Source organism: Kamptonema formosum PCC 6407 (assembly GCF_000332155.1).
Classification (GTDB): Bacteria; Cyanobacteriota; Cyanobacteriia; order Cyanobacteriales; family Microcoleaceae; genus Kamptonema; species Kamptonema formosum.
The window spans coordinates 480634-500813 of sequence record NZ_KB235903.1 but is presented as its reverse complement, the minus strand read 5'-3'; the positions used below and the strand labels follow the sequence as shown (position 1 = coordinate 500813).

14 protein-coding genes are annotated in these 20180 nt (G+C 42.8%); 7 read left to right on the top strand and 7 right to left on the bottom strand.

Translation table 11 applies throughout. The features are described from left to right. The first annotated feature begins 157 nt into the window (after positions 1-157). Positions 158-1534 (top strand): cytochrome P450, encoded by a 1377-nt coding sequence (locus OSCIL6407_RS0107260; RefSeq protein WP_007353539.1) that lies wholly within the window; start codon positions 158-160, stop codon positions 1532-1534. Positions 1535-1971: 437 nt separating this feature from the next. Here the strand turns inward: OSCIL6407_RS0107260 and OSCIL6407_RS0107255 are convergent, their stop codons facing one another. Further along, positions 1972-2259 (bottom strand): hypothetical protein, encoded by a 288-nt coding sequence (locus tag OSCIL6407_RS0107255; protein WP_007353538.1) that lies wholly within the window; start codon positions 2257-2259, stop codon positions 1972-1974. A gap of 623 nt (positions 2260-2882) precedes the next feature. Here OSCIL6407_RS0107255 and OSCIL6407_RS0107250 point away from each other — a divergent pair. Next, positions 2883-5705 carry a hybrid sensor histidine kinase/response regulator gene (locus OSCIL6407_RS0107250; protein ID WP_019487065.1) on the top strand — a complete coding sequence of 941 codons (2823 nt, stop codon included), beginning with the start codon at positions 2883-2885 and terminating at the stop codon, positions 5703-5705. Between the two features lie 62 nt (positions 5706-5767). Next, positions 5768-6028, top strand: coding sequence for a molybdopterin converting factor subunit 1 (gene moaD / locus OSCIL6407_RS0107245; RefSeq protein WP_007353535.1), 261 nt, complete (start codon positions 5768-5770; stop codon positions 6026-6028). A gap of 294 nt (positions 6029-6322) precedes the next feature. Here moaD and ilvN read toward each other — a convergent pair whose 3' ends face one another. Further along, positions 6323-6841 carry an acetolactate synthase small subunit gene (gene ilvN / locus OSCIL6407_RS0107240; protein WP_019487064.1) on the bottom strand — a complete coding sequence of 173 codons (519 nt, stop codon included), beginning with the start codon at positions 6839-6841 and terminating at the stop codon, positions 6323-6325. A gap of 335 nt (positions 6842-7176) precedes the next feature. Beyond that, positions 7177-8562 carry a cation:proton antiporter gene (locus OSCIL6407_RS0107235; protein ID WP_019487063.1) on the bottom strand — a complete coding sequence of 462 codons (1386 nt, stop codon included), beginning with the start codon at positions 8560-8562 and terminating at the stop codon, positions 7177-7179. A gap of 348 nt (positions 8563-8910) precedes the next feature. On the opposite strand from OSCIL6407_RS0107235, the gene OSCIL6407_RS35270 reads away from it, so the two are divergent. After that, positions 8911-9078 carry a hypothetical protein gene (locus tag OSCIL6407_RS35270; RefSeq protein WP_155523384.1) on the top strand — a complete coding sequence of 56 codons (168 nt, stop codon included), beginning with the start codon at positions 8911-8913 and terminating at the stop codon, positions 9076-9078. A gap of 70 nt (positions 9079-9148) precedes the next feature. Here OSCIL6407_RS35270 and OSCIL6407_RS0107230 read toward each other — a convergent pair whose 3' ends face one another. Beyond that, positions 9149-9340, bottom strand: coding sequence for a hypothetical protein (locus OSCIL6407_RS0107230; protein ID WP_019487062.1), 192 nt, complete (start codon positions 9338-9340; stop codon positions 9149-9151). A 252-nt stretch (positions 9341-9592) separates the two neighbouring features. On the opposite strand from OSCIL6407_RS0107230, the gene OSCIL6407_RS0107225 reads away from it, so the two are divergent. After that, entirely contained in the window at positions 9593-12367 is a 2775-nt protein-coding gene (locus OSCIL6407_RS0107225) for a two-partner secretion domain-containing protein (protein WP_234709935.1), read from the top strand. Positions 12368-12393: 26 nt separating this feature from the next. After that, positions 12394-15006, top strand: a complete 2613-nt coding sequence (locus OSCIL6407_RS0107220) for a CHAT domain-containing protein (protein ID WP_019487061.1) — start codon at positions 12394-12396, stop codon at positions 15004-15006. Positions 15007-15013: 7 nt separating this feature from the next. Here OSCIL6407_RS0107220 and OSCIL6407_RS0107215 read toward each other — a convergent pair whose 3' ends face one another. The 3 genes from OSCIL6407_RS0107215 to OSCIL6407_RS0107205 form a co-directional block, all read right to left on the bottom strand. Next, positions 15014-15907, bottom strand: coding sequence for a hypothetical protein (locus tag OSCIL6407_RS0107215; protein ID WP_007353528.1), 894 nt, complete (start codon positions 15905-15907; stop codon positions 15014-15016). Between the two features lie 114 nt (positions 15908-16021). Then, the gene (locus OSCIL6407_RS0107210; RefSeq protein WP_007353527.1) at positions 16022-17719 is read right to left on the bottom strand and encodes a protein kinase domain-containing protein; all 1698 of its coding nucleotides are present in this window, start codon (positions 17717-17719) and stop codon (positions 16022-16024) included. A 95-nt stretch (positions 17720-17814) separates the two neighbouring features. Continuing rightward, positions 17815-19254 carry an NB-ARC domain-containing protein gene (locus OSCIL6407_RS0107205; protein WP_019487059.1) on the bottom strand — a complete coding sequence of 480 codons (1440 nt, stop codon included), beginning with the start codon at positions 19252-19254 and terminating at the stop codon, positions 17815-17817. Positions 19255-19616: 362 nt separating this feature from the next. Between OSCIL6407_RS0107205 and OSCIL6407_RS32365 the strand changes: the two genes are divergently transcribed. Further along, the gene (locus tag OSCIL6407_RS32365; RefSeq protein WP_407635881.1) at positions 19617-19853 is read left to right on the top strand and encodes a transposase; all 237 of its coding nucleotides are present in this window, start codon (positions 19617-19619) and stop codon (positions 19851-19853) included. The last annotated feature ends 327 nt before the right edge of the window (positions 19854-20180 follow it).

Below are 20180 nucleotides of genomic sequence, written 5' to 3'. Positions count from 1 at the left end.
GGGGCTAGGGACTAGGGAAAGAGGTAGAGAGGGGAAGAAGGGAAGATGGGGAAGGTACCAATTACCAATTACCAATTACCACTCATCAATTACCAACTAACAACTAACAACTAACAACTAACAACTAACAACTAACAATTACAAAACTGTAACCAAAATGACACTACCTAACGGCCCCAAAACTTTCTCCTACGTGCAGTTAATTCAATGGATCGGCGATCCATTGGCATATATGGATCGATATGCAAAAGAATACGGCGACATTTTTACAACTAGATGGGGAAAACTAGATCCCTTCGTAATGATTAGCAACCCCCAAGGGATGCAGGAAATGCTCACAAGCACAGCTTTTGAGGCCCCTGGAAGGGCGAACGGGATTTTAAAACCCATGCTAGGGGAGAATTCGATGATTCTGCTTTCAGGCGATCGCCACAAACGCCAGCGGCAATTATTAATGCCACCCTTTCACGGAGATCGGATGCGGAATTACAGCGAGAAAATTTGCGCGATCGCCAGCGAAGTTATCAGTAACCAAGCGATCGGCACACCCTTCTCCACCCGCAGCGTCATGCAAGAAATTACCATGCGCGTCATCCTCCACACCGTCTTTGGCCTAGATCGAGGGCCCCGCTTCCAAAAACTCCGACCAATTCTCGGCGAAATGCTAGACATGACAGGTTCACCCCTGAGTTCTAGCATCCTATTTTTCGACTGGATGCAGCAAGATTTAGGCCCTTGGAGTCCCTGGGGGCGGATGATGCAGCGACAACGGCAAATTGACGAACTCCTATTTGCTGAAATAGAAGAACGCAGAGCCCAACCAGAGTGCGATCGCACCGACATCCTCAGCTTAATGATGGGCGCGATCGACGAAAACGGGCAACCCATGACCCGTGAAGAATTGCGAGACGAACTACTAACCCTACTCTTCGCCGGACACGAAACCACCGCCACCGCCTTAGCCTGGGCATTTTACTGGATACACCAAATACCAGCAGTACGCGAAAAATTACTACAAGAAATCGACAGTTTAGGCGAAAATCCCGACCCAATGGCGATTTTCCGACTACCTTACCTCACCGCCGTCTGCAATGAAACCCTACGGATTTATCCCGTCGGAATGCTTACATTTCCGCGAGTAGTGCGCGAACCCGTTTCATTAATGGGTTATCAACTTGAACCTGGCACAACCGTAGTTGGCTCAATTTACCTCACACACCGCCGCGAGGATTTATACCCAAATCCCCTGGAATTTAGACCAGAACGATTTTTAGAAAGGCAATTCTCCCCTTACGAATATTTACCCTTCGGCGGCGGAACCCGTCGCTGCATTGGGCTAGCATTAGCCCAACTAGAGATGAAATTAGTATTAGCCGTAATCCTGCGCGATTACAACTTAGCCTTAGCCGATAAACATCCCGTGCGTGCGAAGCGTCGGGGCGTAACTTTAGGGCCCGCTGGCGGCGTGAAGATGGCGATCGCAGGGCGAAGAATGCGCCCAGAAGTCCCTCAACCCTTTGCTAGTGTTGTTTGAAATTGGAAATAGGAGTTCCTGGGAATACCTTGAATTGCAATGATTTTCCGTAAAAGTGGGTAATTGCAATAGCCCACTTGAGAAATCAAAAGCCTGCCTGTAATAATAAAAGACAGATATGCATACCCTGTTAATTCAGAGCGGTCGGAAGTGTGTTAGCTATGGCTAACATCTTCCGCCCTTTCTATTTGTAGGGTACTTAAAGGAAATGGGAGTCACGGGAGTCAGTCAAAAGAACCCAGAAGTCAAAATTCACTCGCTATATTACCCATTAGCAATTAGTAATTACCAATTACCCATTAAGTAGTCCGACATAAATAAATGCTTATATAACTTGTAGGGTGGGCGATCGCCGTAAAAATCTTGTCACGAGTAGCTAATATGGTTTCGGCGAGCGCCCACCTTACCCTTAGCAATTAGCAATTAGCCATTACCCCTCAATCCTCCGTCTTTAGAAACTCCGATACTGAGACAGACTTCGGAAGATTTTCTACATCTCTGATCTCACTTTCATGGGCGAAAAACTCCACCTCTTTATTATCAATATCGATTTGATAATTAGTAGTAGCAGTAACTATACGACGCTTTTTTTTATCTTCTATTAACACCCAACACACCACAGGCCTCACCCATCTCTCAATGTGATTGCTATGTTTGGTACTGCCAAAAGCATACCAACCTTTAGCCTCTATAATTTGAAGAACTTTAAAATCATTGCTCGCCATTAGTTCACCTATAATCCCCAATTCACTATTAATCTTATACCAATTTTCACAAGTCTTCCTACAATTCTGAGCTTGAGTTTTACTTCATTAAATCAAACTTACTCTTGTGAATGTTACATAACTTTTCAGGAGTTGATTGTCTGCTGACTCTACCAGTGGCGCGATCGCCTGAGTCCTCTACCAGGCGCAGCAGCATTCGGCCGCCCTTGCAACCTTTCGGATGCGCTTACTTTTGAGCCTATATTATAATTATACATTATATCAAGTTTCCTGGATTGCACTCTCTTAAAGATAATTTGTAAAGTAAAAATAAGAACAACCTACAGATAGCTGTAAACAGACAATGTATATAGATAAGACTGCTAATTAGTTTGCTAATTACTATAAAACTTTACAAATTCTGGAAACAATATCAAGGCTCATAAGCGTCATAAATAGCTATAATTACGATTGCGGGAGCGGGAAGTCCTTAAGTAGTAATACTTACCAAAACACTGCGGCTGCTAACAAAATCACTATAAAAAATAGAGCAGTTTTTAAGATTTACTTCCTAAACCTCGTTTCAGTAAATACTGGGAAAAATGTAAACCCACAACCCATTATCTCTGGAGAAACATTGATAAATGTTACAGACTTCTGCAACCAATTTATTATCAAACCGTTACCAAAAAAAAGAAGTTTCCCTACGTCTGATCCTAGTCGTACCGTTTATCTTGCAAATCTTTGCTGCTGTGGGCCTCACAGGTTGGTTGTCAGTACGCAACGGACAAGAAGCTGTTAATAATGTCGCCACTCAACTCCGCAGCGAAGTTTCCGAGCGCATCAATCAGAAACTCAACGAATATTTAGAAGCTCCCCATCTAGTCAATCAAATCAACCTAAAAGCAGTGCGACTAGGCTACCTTAATGTTAAAGACTTGGCAAGCCTAGAGCGCTACTTCGGACAGCAAGTACAACTATTTCCTACCGCAGGCTCCATTATGTTTGGCAGTCAAAAATATAATGGGTTTATTGGTGCATTAAAACCCAAAAAAGATGCCTTGCAAATCATGGAAGCAGGTAAACTTACAGGAGGTAGTATTCGATTTTATGATATCACCAAGAGCGGAAAACGGATCGCTCTAGTTCAGGAAAAAGCCAACTTCAATATCGAGGCAAGACCTTGGTACGTGGCCGCCGTGAAAGCAGGTAAACCAGTCTGGGGTGAAGTGTTTTCCTATCATGCTTTCCCAGAAATGGTGTTGCCGGCTAGCGTTCCTCTAATTGACAATAACGGAGAAGTGATTGGGGTATTTGCAGACCATTTTTTCCTCACCCAAATTAGTGACTTCCTCAAAAGCATAAAAATCGGTCGCTCCGGTCAAACTTTTATCATTGAGCGTTCGGGACTAATCGTTGCTAGTTCTACCCTAGAACAGCCATTTTTAGTAGAAAATGGGCAAGCGAAACGCATCAATGCAGCTAACAGCAACGATCCTTTATTGCGCTCTGCTATACAGCAATTACAACAACGCTTTGGCGACCTCAAACATATCGACCAGCGAGAACAACTTGACTTTTGGCTTGATGGTAAACGACAATTCTTGCAAGCACTGCCTTATCAAGATACTCGCGGTTTAGACTGGCTAATCGTAGTGGCTGTTCCTGAAACAGACTTCATGGAACAAATTAATACTAATACCCAAACAACAATTTTATTATGTTTGGGAGCTTTGACATTAGCTACCATTTTTGGCATCTTAACCGCACGCTGGATTACTAACCCAATTCTTCATTTAAGTGCAGCTTCTAGAGCGATTGCTAGTGGAGACTTAGACAACAATGTGGAAATTAAAGGTATCAAAGAACTAGAAGTTCTCGGTCAGTCTTTTAACCTAATGGCACAGCAGTTACGAGAATCTTTTAAGGCGCTCGAAAAGACAAATTCAGAACTAGAAATTCGTGTAGAAGAACGTACCGCCCAACTCACAGAAGCTAAAAAAAATGCTGATGCCGCCAACCAAGCTAAAACCGAATTTTTAGCAAATATGAGCCACGAATTGAGAACTCCCCTCAATGGCATTTTAGGCTATGCTCAAATCTTGCAAAGATCGAAAACGATGGCTCCGAAAGAACTCGAAGGCATCGACATCATGCACCAGTGTGGCTCCCACTTACTAACCCTGATTAATGACATCTTAGATCTGGCTAAAATTGAAGCACAAAAATTAGAGCTATACCCCAAAGATTTTCATTTTCCTTCCTTTCTGCAAGGAGTAGCAGAAATCAGCCGCATTCGAGCCGAACAAAAAAGTATTACCTTTGTTTATCAACCAAGTTCTGAACTAGCTACTGGCATCCACGCTGATGAAAAACGCTTGCGTCAGGTACTTCTTAACTTACTAGGCAATGCAATTAAATTTACTGACTCAGGAGCGGTAACTTTTAAGGTAGAATATCTGGAAGTTGTGACAAATGAAGGAGTACAAAACAATAAGCAAAAGCCCCTCTCGCGCATCCACAAAATCCGCTTTCAAATAGAAGATACTGGCGTTGGGATGACACCAGACCAATTAGATAAAATATTTTTGCCATTTGAACAGGTAGGAAATACCAAGCGTCAGGCGGAAGGAACGGGACTAGGTTTGGCAATTAGTCAGAAAATTCTGCAAATGATGGGTAGTAAGATTCAAGTGAAAAGCCAGTTAGGAGCAGGAAGTGTTTTTTGGCTAGATTTAGACTTACCTGAAGCGCTAGATTGGGCGAATACAGCCACAATTGCCAAAGGAGGGAAAATTATTGGCTACAAAGGTAAGAAGCAGAAAATCTTAGTCGTCGATGATAAATGGGAAAACTGCTCAGTCATTGTCAATCTGTTGGAACCCCTTGGATTTGAAATCATAGAGGCTAAAAATGGCCAAGAAGGTTTAGAAAAAGCAGCGGAGTTTAAATTCGATCTAATCATCTCTGACTTGGTGATGCCAGTGCTAGATGGCTTTGAGATGATGCGCCGCCTTCGCCATTCGCCAGAATATAAAGATGTGGTAATCGTTGCCTCATCTGCTAGCGTATTTGCTACTGACCAGCATAAAAGTTTAAAGGGCGGAGCGAATGATTTTCTCGGTAAGCCTGTGCAGGCAGAGGAACTATTTGAGATGTTACAGAAGTATTTGAAAATTCAATGGATTTATGAAGAAAGACAGCAGGAAGAAGTAAGCGTTATGTCCCTTTCCTCTGCTCCTCCATCGGTTTCTGTCTCTCTAGTTCCTCCCCCCAAAGAGGAAATTGAGATCCTGTTTGAGTTGGCAATGAAGGGCAACCTCAAAGAAATTCTCAAGCGTAGCGAACAGCTAGAAAAGTTGGATGAGAAATTTATGCCCTTTGCTATAGAGTTGCGCCAGTTAGCCATGAGCTATCAGGTCAAAAAAATCAAAGAGTTGATTGTATCCTACAGAGGAGAAAAATAGGGAGTGGCTTCCTGGTTGCCATCGCCTTTAAAATTAATATAGTTCTTAAACGCGATCGCAGAATGCCCAACTCACAGATAACTATTACTGTTAAACTCTTCGCCGTTTACCAAGAAGTCTACGGTAAGCCGGAATTACAGTTAGAAATTCCCTCACAAACCTCTGTCTCTCAAGTCTTAGAACGTTTGATCGCAGAACATCCCAAATTAGAACAGTGGCGCGATCGCACTCGCTTTGGAGTTAATCTGGAATTTGCCACACCTGAAACTATCCTCCAAAACGGCGATGAAGTCGTCCTTATCCCTCCCGTCAGTGGCGGTTAAAAGAGGGGCTAGGGGCTAGGGGCTAGGGGCTAGGGGCTAGGGGAAGAAGGGGAGAGGGAGATGGGGGAGATGAGGGAGATGGGAAAGAGGGGAAGAGAATCAATGGTTTGGGCTATAAGCGAGTGCCCTAACTGTCTTGGCGGTTGCTATAATCACCTAAATTGCTGAATTTATTAGTAGTAGATGGGAGAGTGAAAATTAAGATTGGATGAGAGATTCAGGAAACCTGCTCCAACTCTCCCTGAACACAGTTAACAGTTAACCGTTAACAGTTAACAGTTAACCGTTAAAAAATCAAACCTTCGCTTCCAAAGACTTAAGAAACTCAGTATTTACCCCCGATTCCCGCGTCAGAGAAACCTTACCAGTTCGAGCAATTTCTTTAATGCCAAACTTATTTAACACCTGAACAATTGCCACCATTTTACCCGGATCGCCCACTACTTCCAAAGTCAGGGAATCTTCGCCAATATCCACCACTCTTGCTCTAAAAATTTGAGCTAATTCCACAATCTCCGATCGCGTCGCGCTAGTAGCATTAACCTTCATCAACATCAATTCTCGCTCGACACAAGGAATTTCCGTTATATCCTGCACTTTCAGCACATTAATTAACTTGTATAGCTGTTTAGTGAGTTGTTCAATAATCCGGTCATCTCCCGGTACTACCATCGTAATCCGAGAAAACCCGCCTTGCTCCGCCGGGCCAACAGCCAAACTCTCAATATTAAAACCCCGACGGGCAAATAAACCAGCAATTCGAGTGAGGACACCCGCTTCATCTTCAACCAAAACCGAAATAGTATGTTTCATTTTCCTATCAAGACTTGCTGCGTGCGGTTCTGTTGAAGCCAATCTGCACAACCATTTTACCTGCACGTAGTTATTTTATCCTGAGTGTTGACACTCCCACCCCTTCGGGGGTGATGGTTGCGGTGCGGTTAAATTCTGTCAATAGTCAGGTGAGCGCTGCTAATACAATATTTCTCACGCTGTAATCTAAGTAAGGTGGGTGCTGGGTAAGATGGGCGCTGCTAATATAATATTTCTCACGCCAGGGTCTAGTCCTAGCAGCGCCCACCCTACAGACTACAGACTGCTATTCGTACCAGGAGGGAATTTGCAGCGCCCACCTACAAAATGCAGCTTTAAACAGGTGTTTCCGACTTCACCTCACCTGCCCCCTCCTTAAACACGATTCGCAACAGCGGAGGCGCTAAAAACGTTGTGAGGATGACCATCATAATAATCGCAGCTTCCAAAGGTGGTGAGATTACTCCACTGGCAGAACCGACTCCTGCAAATACTAAACCAACTTCGCCTCGCGGAATCATACCAACGCCGATCGCTAAACGATTAATATTCCCTTGACCCCAAACTGCTGCACCAGTAACAACTTTGCCCAAAATCGCAACTACAATTAGGAAAATTGCGACGATCAGACCTTCTCGATTAGCTGGAACTGCTGGGTTAAGTACACCCAAATTAGTTTTAGCACCAACGCAGACAAAGAAAACAGGCACCATGACATCTGCGATCGGTTCTATTTGCCTTTGTAGTTCTTTGCGTTTATCTGTTTCGTCAAAGACTAAACCAGCAGCAAAAGCTCCTAAAATTGCTTCTAAGTGAATAGCAGCACCAATGTAGGAGAGCATAAAGGCGAAAATTAGGGCAGGAATTACCAATCCGCCGCGAGTTTTAATTCGATCTGAGATCGCCACAAAGGATTTATTGAAAACATTTCCTAGCAGAATTGCCCCCACTAGAAACACAGTGGAACTGATAATCAGATAAATGACATTCGTCACATCTACTTCACCAGTTTTAGCCAAACTAGCCACCACAGCCAGCACGATGATACCTAAAACGTCATCAATTACAGCCGCGCCAACAATAATTTGACCTTCCTTAGAAGTGAGTTTACCTAATTCAGATAAAACCTTGGAAGTAATGCCAATACTTGTGGCCGTTAAGGCTGCACCTGCGAAAATTGCGGGGATAGCAGGTACTCCAAACAGCGTCATCAAACCCACAGTACCCGCAGCAAAAGGTACTGCTACTCCTACAAAAGCGACAATGGTTGCTTGGGCTCCCGCTGCTAGTAATTCCTTTAAATTTGACTCCAAACCTACTTCAAACAGCAGGATAATCACGCCCAATTCTGATAAGACGGAGATGACTTCACTCTGGAGTTGAAAAGTCGCCCCTGCTGCATCGGGGCTCAAACCAGCAGTTAGCTGAAGAAAGTCCATGATTATAGAATCAGAACTATTTACCCCTCCTTCGGGAAATACCAGCAGGTGTAAGGCGGAAATTCCTACAAGTACGCCGCCAACTAATTCGCCTAATACAGGGGGGAAACCTAGCGCATTAGATAACTCGCCGCCAACTTTGCTGGCAAGGTAAATCACAACTAAACTCAAGAGCACTCCTGCAAGTACCATTGAGGGTTCTGCCTCTGTTGCTGTGGCCAGCAGAGGCGACAACAAAAATTTTGGGGTTAACGAGGTTAGCCAGGTAATGGAAATTGCCATTAGTTCCGCAGAAATGCAACCTGTTTAATTTATCAGGAATATTGCCTATTAAGAGTTACTGGTTAACAGTCAGTGGTTTCAAGGACAACCGGCTGGGGTCAATACCTGGCGATCGCACCTTTTCTGCTCATCTTTGGGCCAGATGTTCCGCCTTTTGGGTTCTCTGTCGCTGCTGCTGTCCCTTAGTTTCTGGATTTGGCGATCGCATCACGCTTTGTAATCCCTAGCCCCCAACCCTAACCCCTTCTTACCCCTAACCTCTTCTTCCCCTAGCACCTACGTAGGGTGATGTTCTTGTATGGGGTAAATTGTTGTTGCTGTTTCGGTGGTTCTACTGTTGGCTCTGGATTGGCTAATTTCACGACTAAATGGCATAACCAATCAGGCGCGATCGCTACTGGCACATTGACGGGTGAATTTATCCATTTATTTGTGCGATCGCAACTCTCAACTGGGCAATATAAGTTCCGCGAAGCTTCACTTATTCAAATAAGCATTACTTATCACCCTAACTAGGAGAGAAGGAACTGAAGTTATAACTTTCCCAGAAAGTCTGTTTAATCCAAAAGTTGTCAAGGCGATCGCCTCACTTCAAAAAGCCGATCGCCTTAACAAGCTGTTCGGGCTGCACCTCCAAACGGTTTCTGGTTTGCGATCGCATGGGTTGGATGCGCCATTTCAGGGGGCGCATAGTGTTTTTGTGGCATTTAGTCGATTTTAAAGGTAAGCGATCGCTCTGCATGAGCATTCTGGCAGCCCGAAAAAAATACTCTTCCACTTCGCTTTTTTGTAAAGTCCGGTAAATAGCAATCTTCAGAGATACATTTATACTGCCTAGAAATTAACAGCCGAATGGATGAAGTGGATGGTGCGGCACTGCCAACAGAAGTCGAAACAGTCGCCTTTATGAATTGCGTGCGAGGGTAACGGCTTGTAGAAGACCAGTAATATGATAATTTGACAATAAATTATTTGCAGTAAGTTGATGAAACAGGGTGGCATTCTATTCTGGAGTTTTAGCAGCATAACCTTGTGCTACTTGGGCCAAGCTAATCCGACAAGAGCGCAAATTGTCCCAGACGCAACTCTACCAGTCAATTCCACTGTCACCCCTGCTGGCAACACCCTCTCGATCGCAGGAGGAACTAGAGGCGGTGACAACCTTTTCCACAGCTTCAAAGAGTTTTCCGTCCGCACAGGCAGCACAGCCTACTTCAATAACCCCCTAGATGTTCAGAATATCATCACGCGAGTGACAGGAGGCTCGATTTCTAATATTGACGGCATCCTCAAAGCCAACGGCACTGCTAACCTATTTCTCCTCAACCCAAACGGCATTATTTTTGGCCCCAACGCTAGCTTAAATATTGGTGGCTCCTTTTTGGCGAGTACAGCGAGGGCTATCAAGCTGGCCGACGGGACAGAATTTAGCGCGATCGCTCCCAATCAAACTTCCTCTTTGCTCAGAGTAAACGTACCCATTGGCTTGCAATACGGTTCAAATCCCGGCAGCATCGTCAATCAATCTAGGGCGATCGATAGCAACGGTCAAATTGTCGGACTCCAAGTTTTACCTAGCAAAACCATCGCGATCGTAGGTGGCGATGTGAGATTAGATGGCGGAAATTTGCAGGCTCCGGGAGGTAGAGTTGAGTTGGGCAGCTTAAGGGGAAGGGGAACAGTTGGGATCAATTGGGATAGTAATAATCTAAGTTTAAGCTTTCCAGATGAGGTAGCGAGAGGCGACGTATTTCTGACAAACGGTGCCACAGTAGACGTGCGTGCTGGCGGCGGCGGTAGCATTGCGATTAGTGTTCAGAATTTGAACTTGGCAGGAGGGAGCAGGCTTTTAGCAGGCATTAAGTCAGGGGTAAGCGCGGCTGGCAATCAAGCAGGAAATATTGAAATTAACGCTACAGGAGCTATTTCGTTTGACGGAGTGGGCAACGACGACGAATCCACAGGCGCGTATAACCTCGTTGAATCCGAGGCGATTGGTGAAGGCGGTAGTATTAACATTACAACCGATAGCCTTTCTTTAACAAATGGAGCGCTCATTAAAGCCAGCACTTTAGGACAGGGAAACGCTGGTGATGTGAATCTCCACATTCGCAATGCCACCTCTTTTGATGGCGCAGGTAGCAACAACATCTCCAGCGGCATTTACAGCAGAGCGGAAGCGAATGATGCGATCGGCAATGGAGGGAATATTAATATTTCCAGTGGTTCTGTGGCGATGACAAATGGTGGTTTAGTTACAGCCAGCACTCAAGGACAGGGTAATGCAGGTAATATCAATCTTTTTGTCCGCGATCGGACAATCTTAGATGGGTTAGGGCCCTTGCAAGAGATTACTTTGCCAGATGGGGAACTACTTCAATTTCAACAGTCCTCTGGCGTGTATAGCAGCGTCAAGCTGACAGGGGTTGGCGATGGAGGAAATATTAGCATTTCTACTGGTTCCCTTTCAGTCACGAATGGTGCTGTAGCGATCGTCAGAACTGAAGGGCAAGGACGATCTGGCAATATTGTGGTGAACGCTGCTGATTTCGTTAATATTGATGGCGTAGGCTCCGACTTATCATCAAGTGGATTGTTCACTCCAACAGAATCAAAAGGAACGGGTCAAGGCGGAGATATTACAGTAAATACAAATAATTTTCGAGTCTCAAATGGAGCAGTCGTTAATGCCCAAACCCTAAATAATAGCGATGGGGGCAATATTACTATCAATGCTAATAGGTTTGATGCTACTGGTGGCGGACAGATAATTGCGACCACCGGCAGTAGCGGACGAGCGGGAAATTTAACAATTAATGCCGCTGACAAAATTCTTATCTCCGGTATAGATCCCAATTTTGACCAGCGAGTTTCCTTGTTTGGTACAAACATCATTGGCAATAATGAAGGTTCTCCTAGCGGTTTATTTGCTAGTACGGGGAAAGATGCTACAGGTGCGGGGGGAAACTTGAATGTTCAAGCAGGGCAGTTGATTGTTCAGGATGAAGCCCAAGTTACTGTCAGCGCTGACGGTTCAGGATCGGCAGGTAATTTGATAGTAAATGCGGACTCTATTCGCTTGGATAATGGAGCGCTGAAAGCGACAACTTCTGCTGGTAATTTTGGTAATATTCGCTTACAAGCTCAGGACTTGCAACTACGCCGAGGCAGTAACATTACTACTAACGCTAGAGGTTCAGCTACAGGTGGTAATATCACCATTGATACAGGAGTCTTAGCAGCATTAGAAAATAGCGACATCAGCGCGAATTCCGAAGAAGCTAGAGGGGGACAAGTATTTATTAACGCACAAGGTATTTTTGGTACGGAGGGGCGATCGCAACAAACCCTAAACAGCGACATTACCGCCACTGGGGGAACCCCTGAGTTGAGCGGTACAATAGATATCCAAACGCCTGATATTAACCCCACTTCTACCTTACTCGTTTTGCCACAAACTCCTGTAGATGTTGCCAGTTTAATCGATCGCCGCTGTTCGACAGGAAACCCGCAAATCAGCAGATTTATTAATGTTGGGCGCGGCGGCCAACCACCGAGTCCCAGCGAACCACTTAACAGTAGTGCAGGTTGGGTAGATGAGCGTCAAATTACTAGAAGTACAGAAAATTCTTCAGTCGTCAATGGCAATTCTGAAAACAGTAGCGATCGCCTTGTGGAAGCTCAAGGATGGGTAATTAATGCTAGCGGTCAAGTGGAACTTGTCGCCGATGCACCTGTCGTTACACCCTATAGTTTTTGGTCACTCACACCCACTTGTAATGGACGAAAAGAACCACTTAATTAGTAACCAAAAACTTTTTTATAAAAAACATGGCAAGAAAAAAAACTCTATTTTCACGCAGCGTGCAATCCCTTCTAAACCATCTATTTTTAGGAGCATTCATAGCTTTTATTTGTGTTCTAATAGGTCAATTTAACAATGTAGGTTTATCACCTGTTTCTGCCTCAAATGTGTCTGAACAACTACGTAGTAAAGCTCAGAATCTCATAGTCACGGGACATGAACAATTAGCATTAGGGAAAGCCGAGTTAGCGCTACAAATTTGGGAACAAGCTACAGAAGCTTACACGCAATTAGGCGACAAAGAGGGAATAGCTGGCAGTCAAATTAATCAAAGTATTGCTTTACAAGCATTAGGACAATATCGCCGTGCTTGTCATATTTTACTGACAGCCGTAAAGCTTGACTATCAAGATAATCTTGCCTGTAAACAGCCCAATGAAACAGACATTAAGAGTCAACAACAAAGGGAATTTCTGCAACAGGCTCTGGGAAAATTAGATACTTCTAAAGTAGTAACAATTGGATTGCAAAATCTCGGTGATGTTTTACGGATAATTGGCAACATAGATAACTCTGAAGAGGTTTTGAAAAAGAGTTTAGAAATGGCTAGAACATTGAATTTGTTTCCAGAAGTTAGTGTCGGTTTACTTAGCTATGGAAATACCAAACGAGGTTTTTACAACCGAATGCGAAATTCATACGAAAGAACAGAATTGTCAAGCGATAGAATAGATGCGATTGAAAAAGCCGAGCAATCTTTAAGATTATATCAAGAAGCAAGCGATGGTGCGACTGCAAACCAACTGCAATCAAAACTAAATCGCTTGAGTTTGTTAATAGAAATCGCAGATTGGTTAGAAGCAGAACTGAAGAGCAGAGATATCCCAGAAATTAAACGTAAACTAGCTCAATTTCAGTCTCAAATTCAACCTCAAGTTAATGAAATTTTTAACAGTTCAACTTTATTTTCAAACTTGCCACCAATTCAGTCAATTTATGCCAAACTTAACTTAGCGATTAGTTTGGGAAAGCTCAATCTCAAGCCCAACGAGCAATTAGTTGTGGCTATCCAATACGCCAAAGATGCCCTCCAGCAGGCTAAAGATTTAAAAAATCAACGAGCAGAAGCTTATGCTTATGGTGTCCTTGGCAAGCTGTATAAAGATGAACAAATAAATCAACTCTCTTTAGCTGAAAGTTCGACGGAAAAAGCAGTATATTTATCCCAATCAATTCAAGCTAACGATATTGCGTATAAGTGGCAATATCAGTTAGGAAATATTTACGAAAAAACTGGAAGGATGCCAGATGCGATCGCAGCCTATAATATTGCTGTGAATACTCTTGAACCAGTACGTCAAGATTTACTATCCATCAATCCCGACGTGCAATTTTCCTTTCGGGAGAACGTCAAACCAGTCTATGATGATTTAATTCGTTTGCTCTTGCAATCGGAACTCAATCAAGACAGACTTAAGCGAGTAACGGAAGTAATTGGACAGCTTCAATTTGCAGAATTACAAAATTTTCTACAATGTAGCTCTCTGGGCTTAATCTCGTTAAGTAAAGTTAATACTCTGCCCGATGCAGTCTTCTATATAATTGCCTTAGAAGATCAGAAAAAAGTTGAAGTTATTGTCAGCCTTGGCCAACCAAATAACTTGCCTCAATACCACTATTACAGTGTTGATTGGCAGGAATTTCAAAGTACAGTCAAAACTTTGCGAAGTACCCTACAAAACAAAAATTTTATACCTAATAACAACGCCTCTACAGATATTTTATCTAGTTCTCAAAAACTTTATCAACTGTTAATTGCTCCTGCTAAAAGTTATTTGCCAAAAACAGGCACATTGGTATTTGTACTGGACAGCGAACTGCAAAGTATTCCTATGGCTTTATTACAAGATGAAGACAATCAGTACTTGGTAGAAAAGTATAGCATTACCGTGAGTTTAGGCGCTCGCAGTCTGGAACCTAAATTTTTACCTTGGCAACAATCAAGAGTTTTAATTGCTGGCGTTAGTAAAGGGCCGAGTTTTAAACAAGAAGAACCCTATTTTGAGGAACTTATTAATATCAAACCTGAATTAGATGAAATTAGAAAAAATACAGTAAAAAGTGAAATACTTTACAATGAAGATTTTACTAAAGCGCGTTTTCAAAATAAAGTTACTACTTCTACATTTCCAGTGCTTCATATTGCGACTCATGGCATCTTCAGTTCTAACCCCGAACAAACAGTAATTCTAGCCCATGATACTCGGATTAATATTAGGCAATTAGACCGTTTATTGAGGGGTAGAACCGAAAGCAGCCGCGATATTATTGAGTTACTTGTCCTCAGCGCTTGCCAAACAGCAACAGGAGATAAACGAGCCGGTTTGGGTATTGCAGGGGTCGCAGTACAAGCAGGTGCTCGGAGTACGCTGGCAAGTTTGTGGAATGTGAGTGACAAATCTACTTCTTTGTTGATGGGTGAGTTTTATCGGGGTTTAAAGGCTGGTTTAACTAAAGCTGAAGCGCTGCGAAAAGCGCAAATTTCTTTCTTGAAAAACCCTGAGAATAAAGAAGGTTACAAGAAGTATGCTCATCCTTATTACTGGGCTCCATTCATTTTAGTGGGAAGCTGGCTTTGATTCGTCATTAAGGAGTTATACCATTACGTTTTTTGAGTAATTCATTAGTTTTATTCAGCCCGGCTTGTGCTGCTGCTAATTCTTTAGAATCTTGTGCAGTTGTTGCCAACCTGACTGCTATTTCATATCGAGATTTGGCAAAATCAATTAATCCTTGCCGCCGATAGAGATCACCTAAAAGACGATAAATTTTAGCTTTTTTACTGCCTGCTATTACCAATCCTTCCAGCATTTCTCGCATCTCAGCATTTAATTCTTTATCTTTGTAAATATCAGACAACAGAAATGCCTTCTCCTCTTTAGAAAAATTAGATTTATCTATTTTTTCAATAGCCTCTCTTAACTGTTCGATATCCTCTTTGCTCAACATTCTAAATTGTGCCGTTCCAGCTTCTATACGCTTCTGGGTGGCTTGACTCCTAGCTTCAACAATTAGTTTATATTTGCTTCCTGGTTGTAAAGCGGCTGCATCATCTGGATAAGGCATTTTAATTTCACCTAAATCCAATGTAGAGAAGTTATCAACAGTTCTTTCCCAGTCTAAGCCTGAACCTTTTATATCTCTCAAACGCACAGTGTAATTAATTGCACCGGGGACGGCGTGCCACGATATTGAAGGTTTGTCATTAAGCAAATTTGTCTCATCAAACGGGCTGATAATATAGGGAGTATTAGGGTTTGCAATAGAGCCGCGAGGATCTTCAGGACAGCCATTTTCGGGATCGCAATTTGTCTTTGTTTGTGAAATTAATACATTAACTTCGGAAGTGTTAGGAATTGTTTCTGCTAATAGCAGTGTTGTAGTCTGATTCCAATTTATACTGGCTAAGGTGAGACTTAGAACTAATAACCGTAATCCTAGAGCTAATGAAGTAGATATTTGACGTTTCATAACTGCCATGTTTGAATCCTTCAACTTAGCTCTCAGGAATTAACCGTTATTTTTACGCCAAAATTTACTTGTTGTAATATTTCTTAACATAATAGCTGTGATACGTTCTCATCTAAAATAGCACTAGCGAGCCTCATTGATGCGCTGAATTGCCATAGTTTGCCAAATCTTGACCTCCAGCCGATTTGGGGAGTTGCTGTCATCCAAGCAATTTTTCCAGGCTGCTAAGGCACTTTTTTTGTCACCCCGAACTTCTAATACCTGTGCTAACAAGCAGTAAGCATCTGTTCGCTTTGAATCTAACTGAATTGCCCGTCGCAAGTCAGTCTCCGCTTGGGCGTAGTCAGTTTGCATAAAACGTGCCCAGCCAAGGTTTTTGTATAAAGCAGATTGCACTTGAAGCTGGTTAGTTTTTTGTAATCCTTGCAAACTAAATTTAATAGCAGTTTCACTATCTCCCTGCAAAATTTTGAGGCGGGCTAAGTTACTAGCGGCATTCGCTGCTACATCTCTGTCTGACTGCATGACAAGTCGGTATTGAATTTCAGCTTTTTCAAAATCTCCTAAATCATCATAATACCCTCCCAAATTGTAGACAGCAACAGGATTAAAAGGGTTAATCTCCAGAGCTTTTCTATACTGATTTTCCGCACAAATAAAATCCTTTTGAGCTTTGCAAATCAATCCGATATTATTATGAATTTTAGAATCTTTGGAATTGAATTTTAAAGCTGTTTCATAGTAGTTTTTAGCTTGGTCTAATTCTTGAGATTGTTGAGCAATTAATCCCTGTTCGTAGTAGTGTTGAGCAATCCAGGGAAATGACAGTCGATAAATTCCTAGACCAAGAACTGCTAGAGTAATTGACAGACCAACTCGATGTTGAAATCTGCGAGAATTCACCAGCCACCACAGGCTTCGCACAAAGAGATTTTTTGCCGTTAAGTATCGCAAAATAGCAGTTATATCTCTGGGGCGGTCGGCTGGTATGGCAGCCATCAATTCATCAATAAAATCCGCAAATGGGGGTGAAACTTGCAAGGCTCGATCTCGCCAAACTAACTGACCTGTTGTAGGATTAATGGGTAGGTCAGTAGGAGCTTTACCTGTTAGTAAATGAACGAAGGTTCGCCCTAAAGCGTAGAAGTCTGATTGCGGTGTGGCTTTGCCATTAATTTGTTCGGGAGGGGTGTAACCTCCTGAAATAACTGTAGTAGCATTTAATCCTCCTCTCAAAATTGAGAGGTAAGTGTCTGTAATTCCCCTAGCTGTTCCAAAATCAATTAAAACTAATTGACCTTGGGAAGTTAGCATAATATTAGAGGGTTTAATATCGCGGTGGAAGAAATGGTTTTGATGTACTGCGTCGAGAATTTCTATTAATTGCCTCAGCCATTTGAGGGCGAGAGATTGAGAAATAGGTTTGTTTTGAGTTAGCCACTGCTCTAAATTTTGACCTTCAATTTTTTCCATGACTAAGCAGTGAAGTGTCTGGGAACTATGGCGGGGTGTAAAAGTGAAATAGCCGTCTATTTCTACTTTGGGAATTCCGGGATGATTTAGTTGCTGCAAAGTTAAGGCTTCCCGTTCAAACATCTCGACTAATTGGGAATTGCCATAGTTTAAAATTTTCATTACTCTCTTAGTTCCCCGATCGTAGACTTCAAAAATATCGGTGGAATTTCGGGAGTCTAGGGGACGTAGAGGTTTAATGAGTTGATAACACTGATTAATAAGCAAGGGAGTACCACAATCTTGACAGCACTCTAAGTTGTCAGGATTTTGGCGATGTTTGCAGTCAGGGTTTATGCAGTAGCTCACATAAAAAAGTAGGTTAAGTTGTGTGTGTAATTTTTGTAGGGGCAATCCCCCGTGATTGCTATGTTAGTGTTAGGGCGGGTACGGGGACACCGCCCCTACAATTTCGGCGCGGATGAGAAATGATATTTTGTGACATATTTCTTAATAACTGGTTGTAAGGTAAAGAGGAATTCGTTTGTATCTTTGCTTTTGACTTTTTCGATCAGATACCTTCCTCCTAACGAGTCCAAGACTTCAATTAAGTCTGAAGTTGCTATTTCTTCTATTTTAGCTCGCAATTGTTGAAATGACAGGGCTTTGTCTTCCTTAGCCAGCCATTGCATGACTTGTTTTTCTAAAGCTGATAGTCGCTGGAATGGCTCGTCTAGGATTCCGGTATTGCTGACGGTAGTTTTCAATTTTACAAATTCACCAACGTCTCTGTTAAAGATATTTTCAATCGTTGCTGCAATCAGGTTTAAGTGTAAAGGATTGCCTCGGTAATGCTGAATTAGCTCTTGCCAAGATTGTTTTCCTGTTAAATTTTTCCCTAGTAATATTTGCTGAGCATCTTCGGGTTTCAATCCTTCTAATTTTAAGGAATGGATGGAGCGCGATGGATTTTCTAACAGGGAAATTTCTCTCAGTTTTTCTTGACTAATGAGAACTAAGCAGCTTTGATGCTGTTCTTCTGCAATTCGCCTAAAAAGTGCGCCATACCCTTCATATCCCTGAAGGTAGCGACCGTAAACGTCATTGCTGCGGAGGAGAGCTTGCACGTCGTCGAGTACCAGTAAGCAGCGGCGATCGCGCAAATAAGAAATTAGCTGTACGATTCTTTCATCTACTTTTTCTGACAGTTCGGGTTCGTGAGGATGAGATAGGGATTTAAGCAAATCTGCTAGTATACTTTCTAGGGGCGGGGCGTTGTGGAGACTTCGCCCAATGACACAATCAAAGTAGGATTGAATTTGTTGTGTTAGTTTGGTTAGAAGTGCTGTTTTGCCAATTCCTCCTAATCCGACGACTGCTATTAAGCGGCTGCTATCTCGGACAATCCACTGTTCTAATTGTGCTAATTCTTCTGCTCGGCCGTAGAAAATTGACACATCTATGACTTCACTCCAATCTATTCGATTTAAAATCTGGGAATTGTGAGTTGTGGAGGAAGTTGGCAACGGATTATGTAACGGATTTAAGGGATGAGTTGTTATTTGTAAATCTGAGTTGTTATCTGTCAAGCCCGTCTCAATTACCCCAATTTTGGGTTCTCTTTCGGAGGCGAGATGAGTTTGATAGAGGTTGTGGAGTAGCTGTTGCAGTTTGGCGAATTTGACTGGGCCTCGTCCTTCGATTTCAAATTTAATGTAAATTCTGCTGAGTCTTTTGCGAACTAAGTCCTCGCTGATGTCCAACTGGGAGGCGATCTCAGTGGTGGAGATGCCTGATAGTGAGAGGGACAGCACTTCTAATTCTGCTGGTCTGATGCCGCGCGAGGCGGCGATGCTTTGTAGGAACTCTTGGGAAATCAAAGCTTGTGCCTCGTTGTCATTCAATAGAGCCTACTATTATATTCGATGATGGCGTGGCGGTTAAGCTTCACCCTTTTGAGTGAAAATACTGGCACTTAATCTATTTGTACTAATATATTAAAGAGTTTAAAGATTGCTAATTAAGAGCCTCTAAGGAAAATGTCTGAAAGTAAATAGGTTTAATATAAAGTTAATGTAAAGTTGCTAAAAGTTACAATTTTCGCGCCGCTATTGTCATTCTCAGGACAAGATGGTAGGCTTTTGACATCTGGACAGCAAGTAGCGATTTGTCAACTTACCAGGATGGTTTGCTGCTGCGACAAAATTATTTTTAACTCTCCAACGCTTAAATCAATAAATTGTCCATAAATCCTCTTCTATTTTAAATTAGCTGGCGATCGCACTTCTTTGTCTGGCAAACGAGACCATGCTTTGTTGCGCTTATTGATTGGTTAAAAAAAGCAGAACCTTACTATAAAAAGAGTGCAAACACTATTAAAAGGTGGTTTTCAGAGATAGTAGGATATTTTGAACAAAGAACAAACAATGGAATAGTTGAGGGAATTAATAATAAATTAAAGCTGCTAAAACGCAGGGGTTACTTAAGTCTCCTCGCTTCATGAGCGTTAACTGCTTGCGATCGCGCGGAGCGCACTGCCGTAGGCAATCGCGTATTTTTACCTATTTTCTAGGATACAACGAGGCAAGAAAACACGCCCTAGCCCCTTCTTCCCCTAGCTCTGAGCATCCTAGCCCCTAGCCCCTAGCCCTGAGCATCGTAGCCCCTTCTTACAAAAAAACCTCTCCTAGCAGCTAGGAAAGGAGATCGGAAGCGACAGGCGCACTCCGCGCTTCCGACAGTCCAATATGGTTTAACAAGGTTTGTTGACTTGCCTGTTGTGTCTCTGATTATTACAGACCCAAACTTCAATGCTCAAGAGGGTAATTGC

Bases quoted from the DNA above. Each gene is read 5' to 3' on its own strand.
- OSCIL6407_RS0107260 (WP_007353539.1), top strand. From the start codon at position 158: ATGACACTACCTAACGGCCCCAAAACTTTCTCCTACGTGCAGTTAATT.
- OSCIL6407_RS0107255 (WP_007353538.1), bottom strand. From the start codon at position 2,259: ATGGCGAGCAATGATTTTAAAGTTCTTCAAATTATAGAGGCTAAAGGT.
- OSCIL6407_RS0107250 (WP_019487065.1), top strand. From the start codon at position 2,883: ATGTTACAGACTTCTGCAACCAATTTATTATCAAACCGTTACCAAAAA.
- moaD (WP_007353535.1), top strand. From the start codon at position 5,768: ATGCCCAACTCACAGATAACTATTACTGTTAAACTCTTCGCCGTTTAC.
- ilvN (WP_019487064.1), bottom strand. From the start codon at position 6,841: ATGAAACATACTATTTCGGTTTTGGTTGAAGATGAAGCGGGTGTCCTC.
- OSCIL6407_RS0107235 (WP_019487063.1), bottom strand. From the start codon at position 8,562: ATGGCAATTTCCATTACCTGGCTAACCTCGTTAACCCCAAAATTTTTG.
- OSCIL6407_RS0107220 (WP_019487061.1), top strand. From the start codon at position 12,394: ATGGCAAGAAAAAAAACTCTATTTTCACGCAGCGTGCAATCCCTTCTA.
- OSCIL6407_RS0107215 (WP_007353528.1), bottom strand. From the start codon at position 15,907: ATGGCAGTTATGAAACGTCAAATATCTACTTCATTAGCTCTAGGATTA.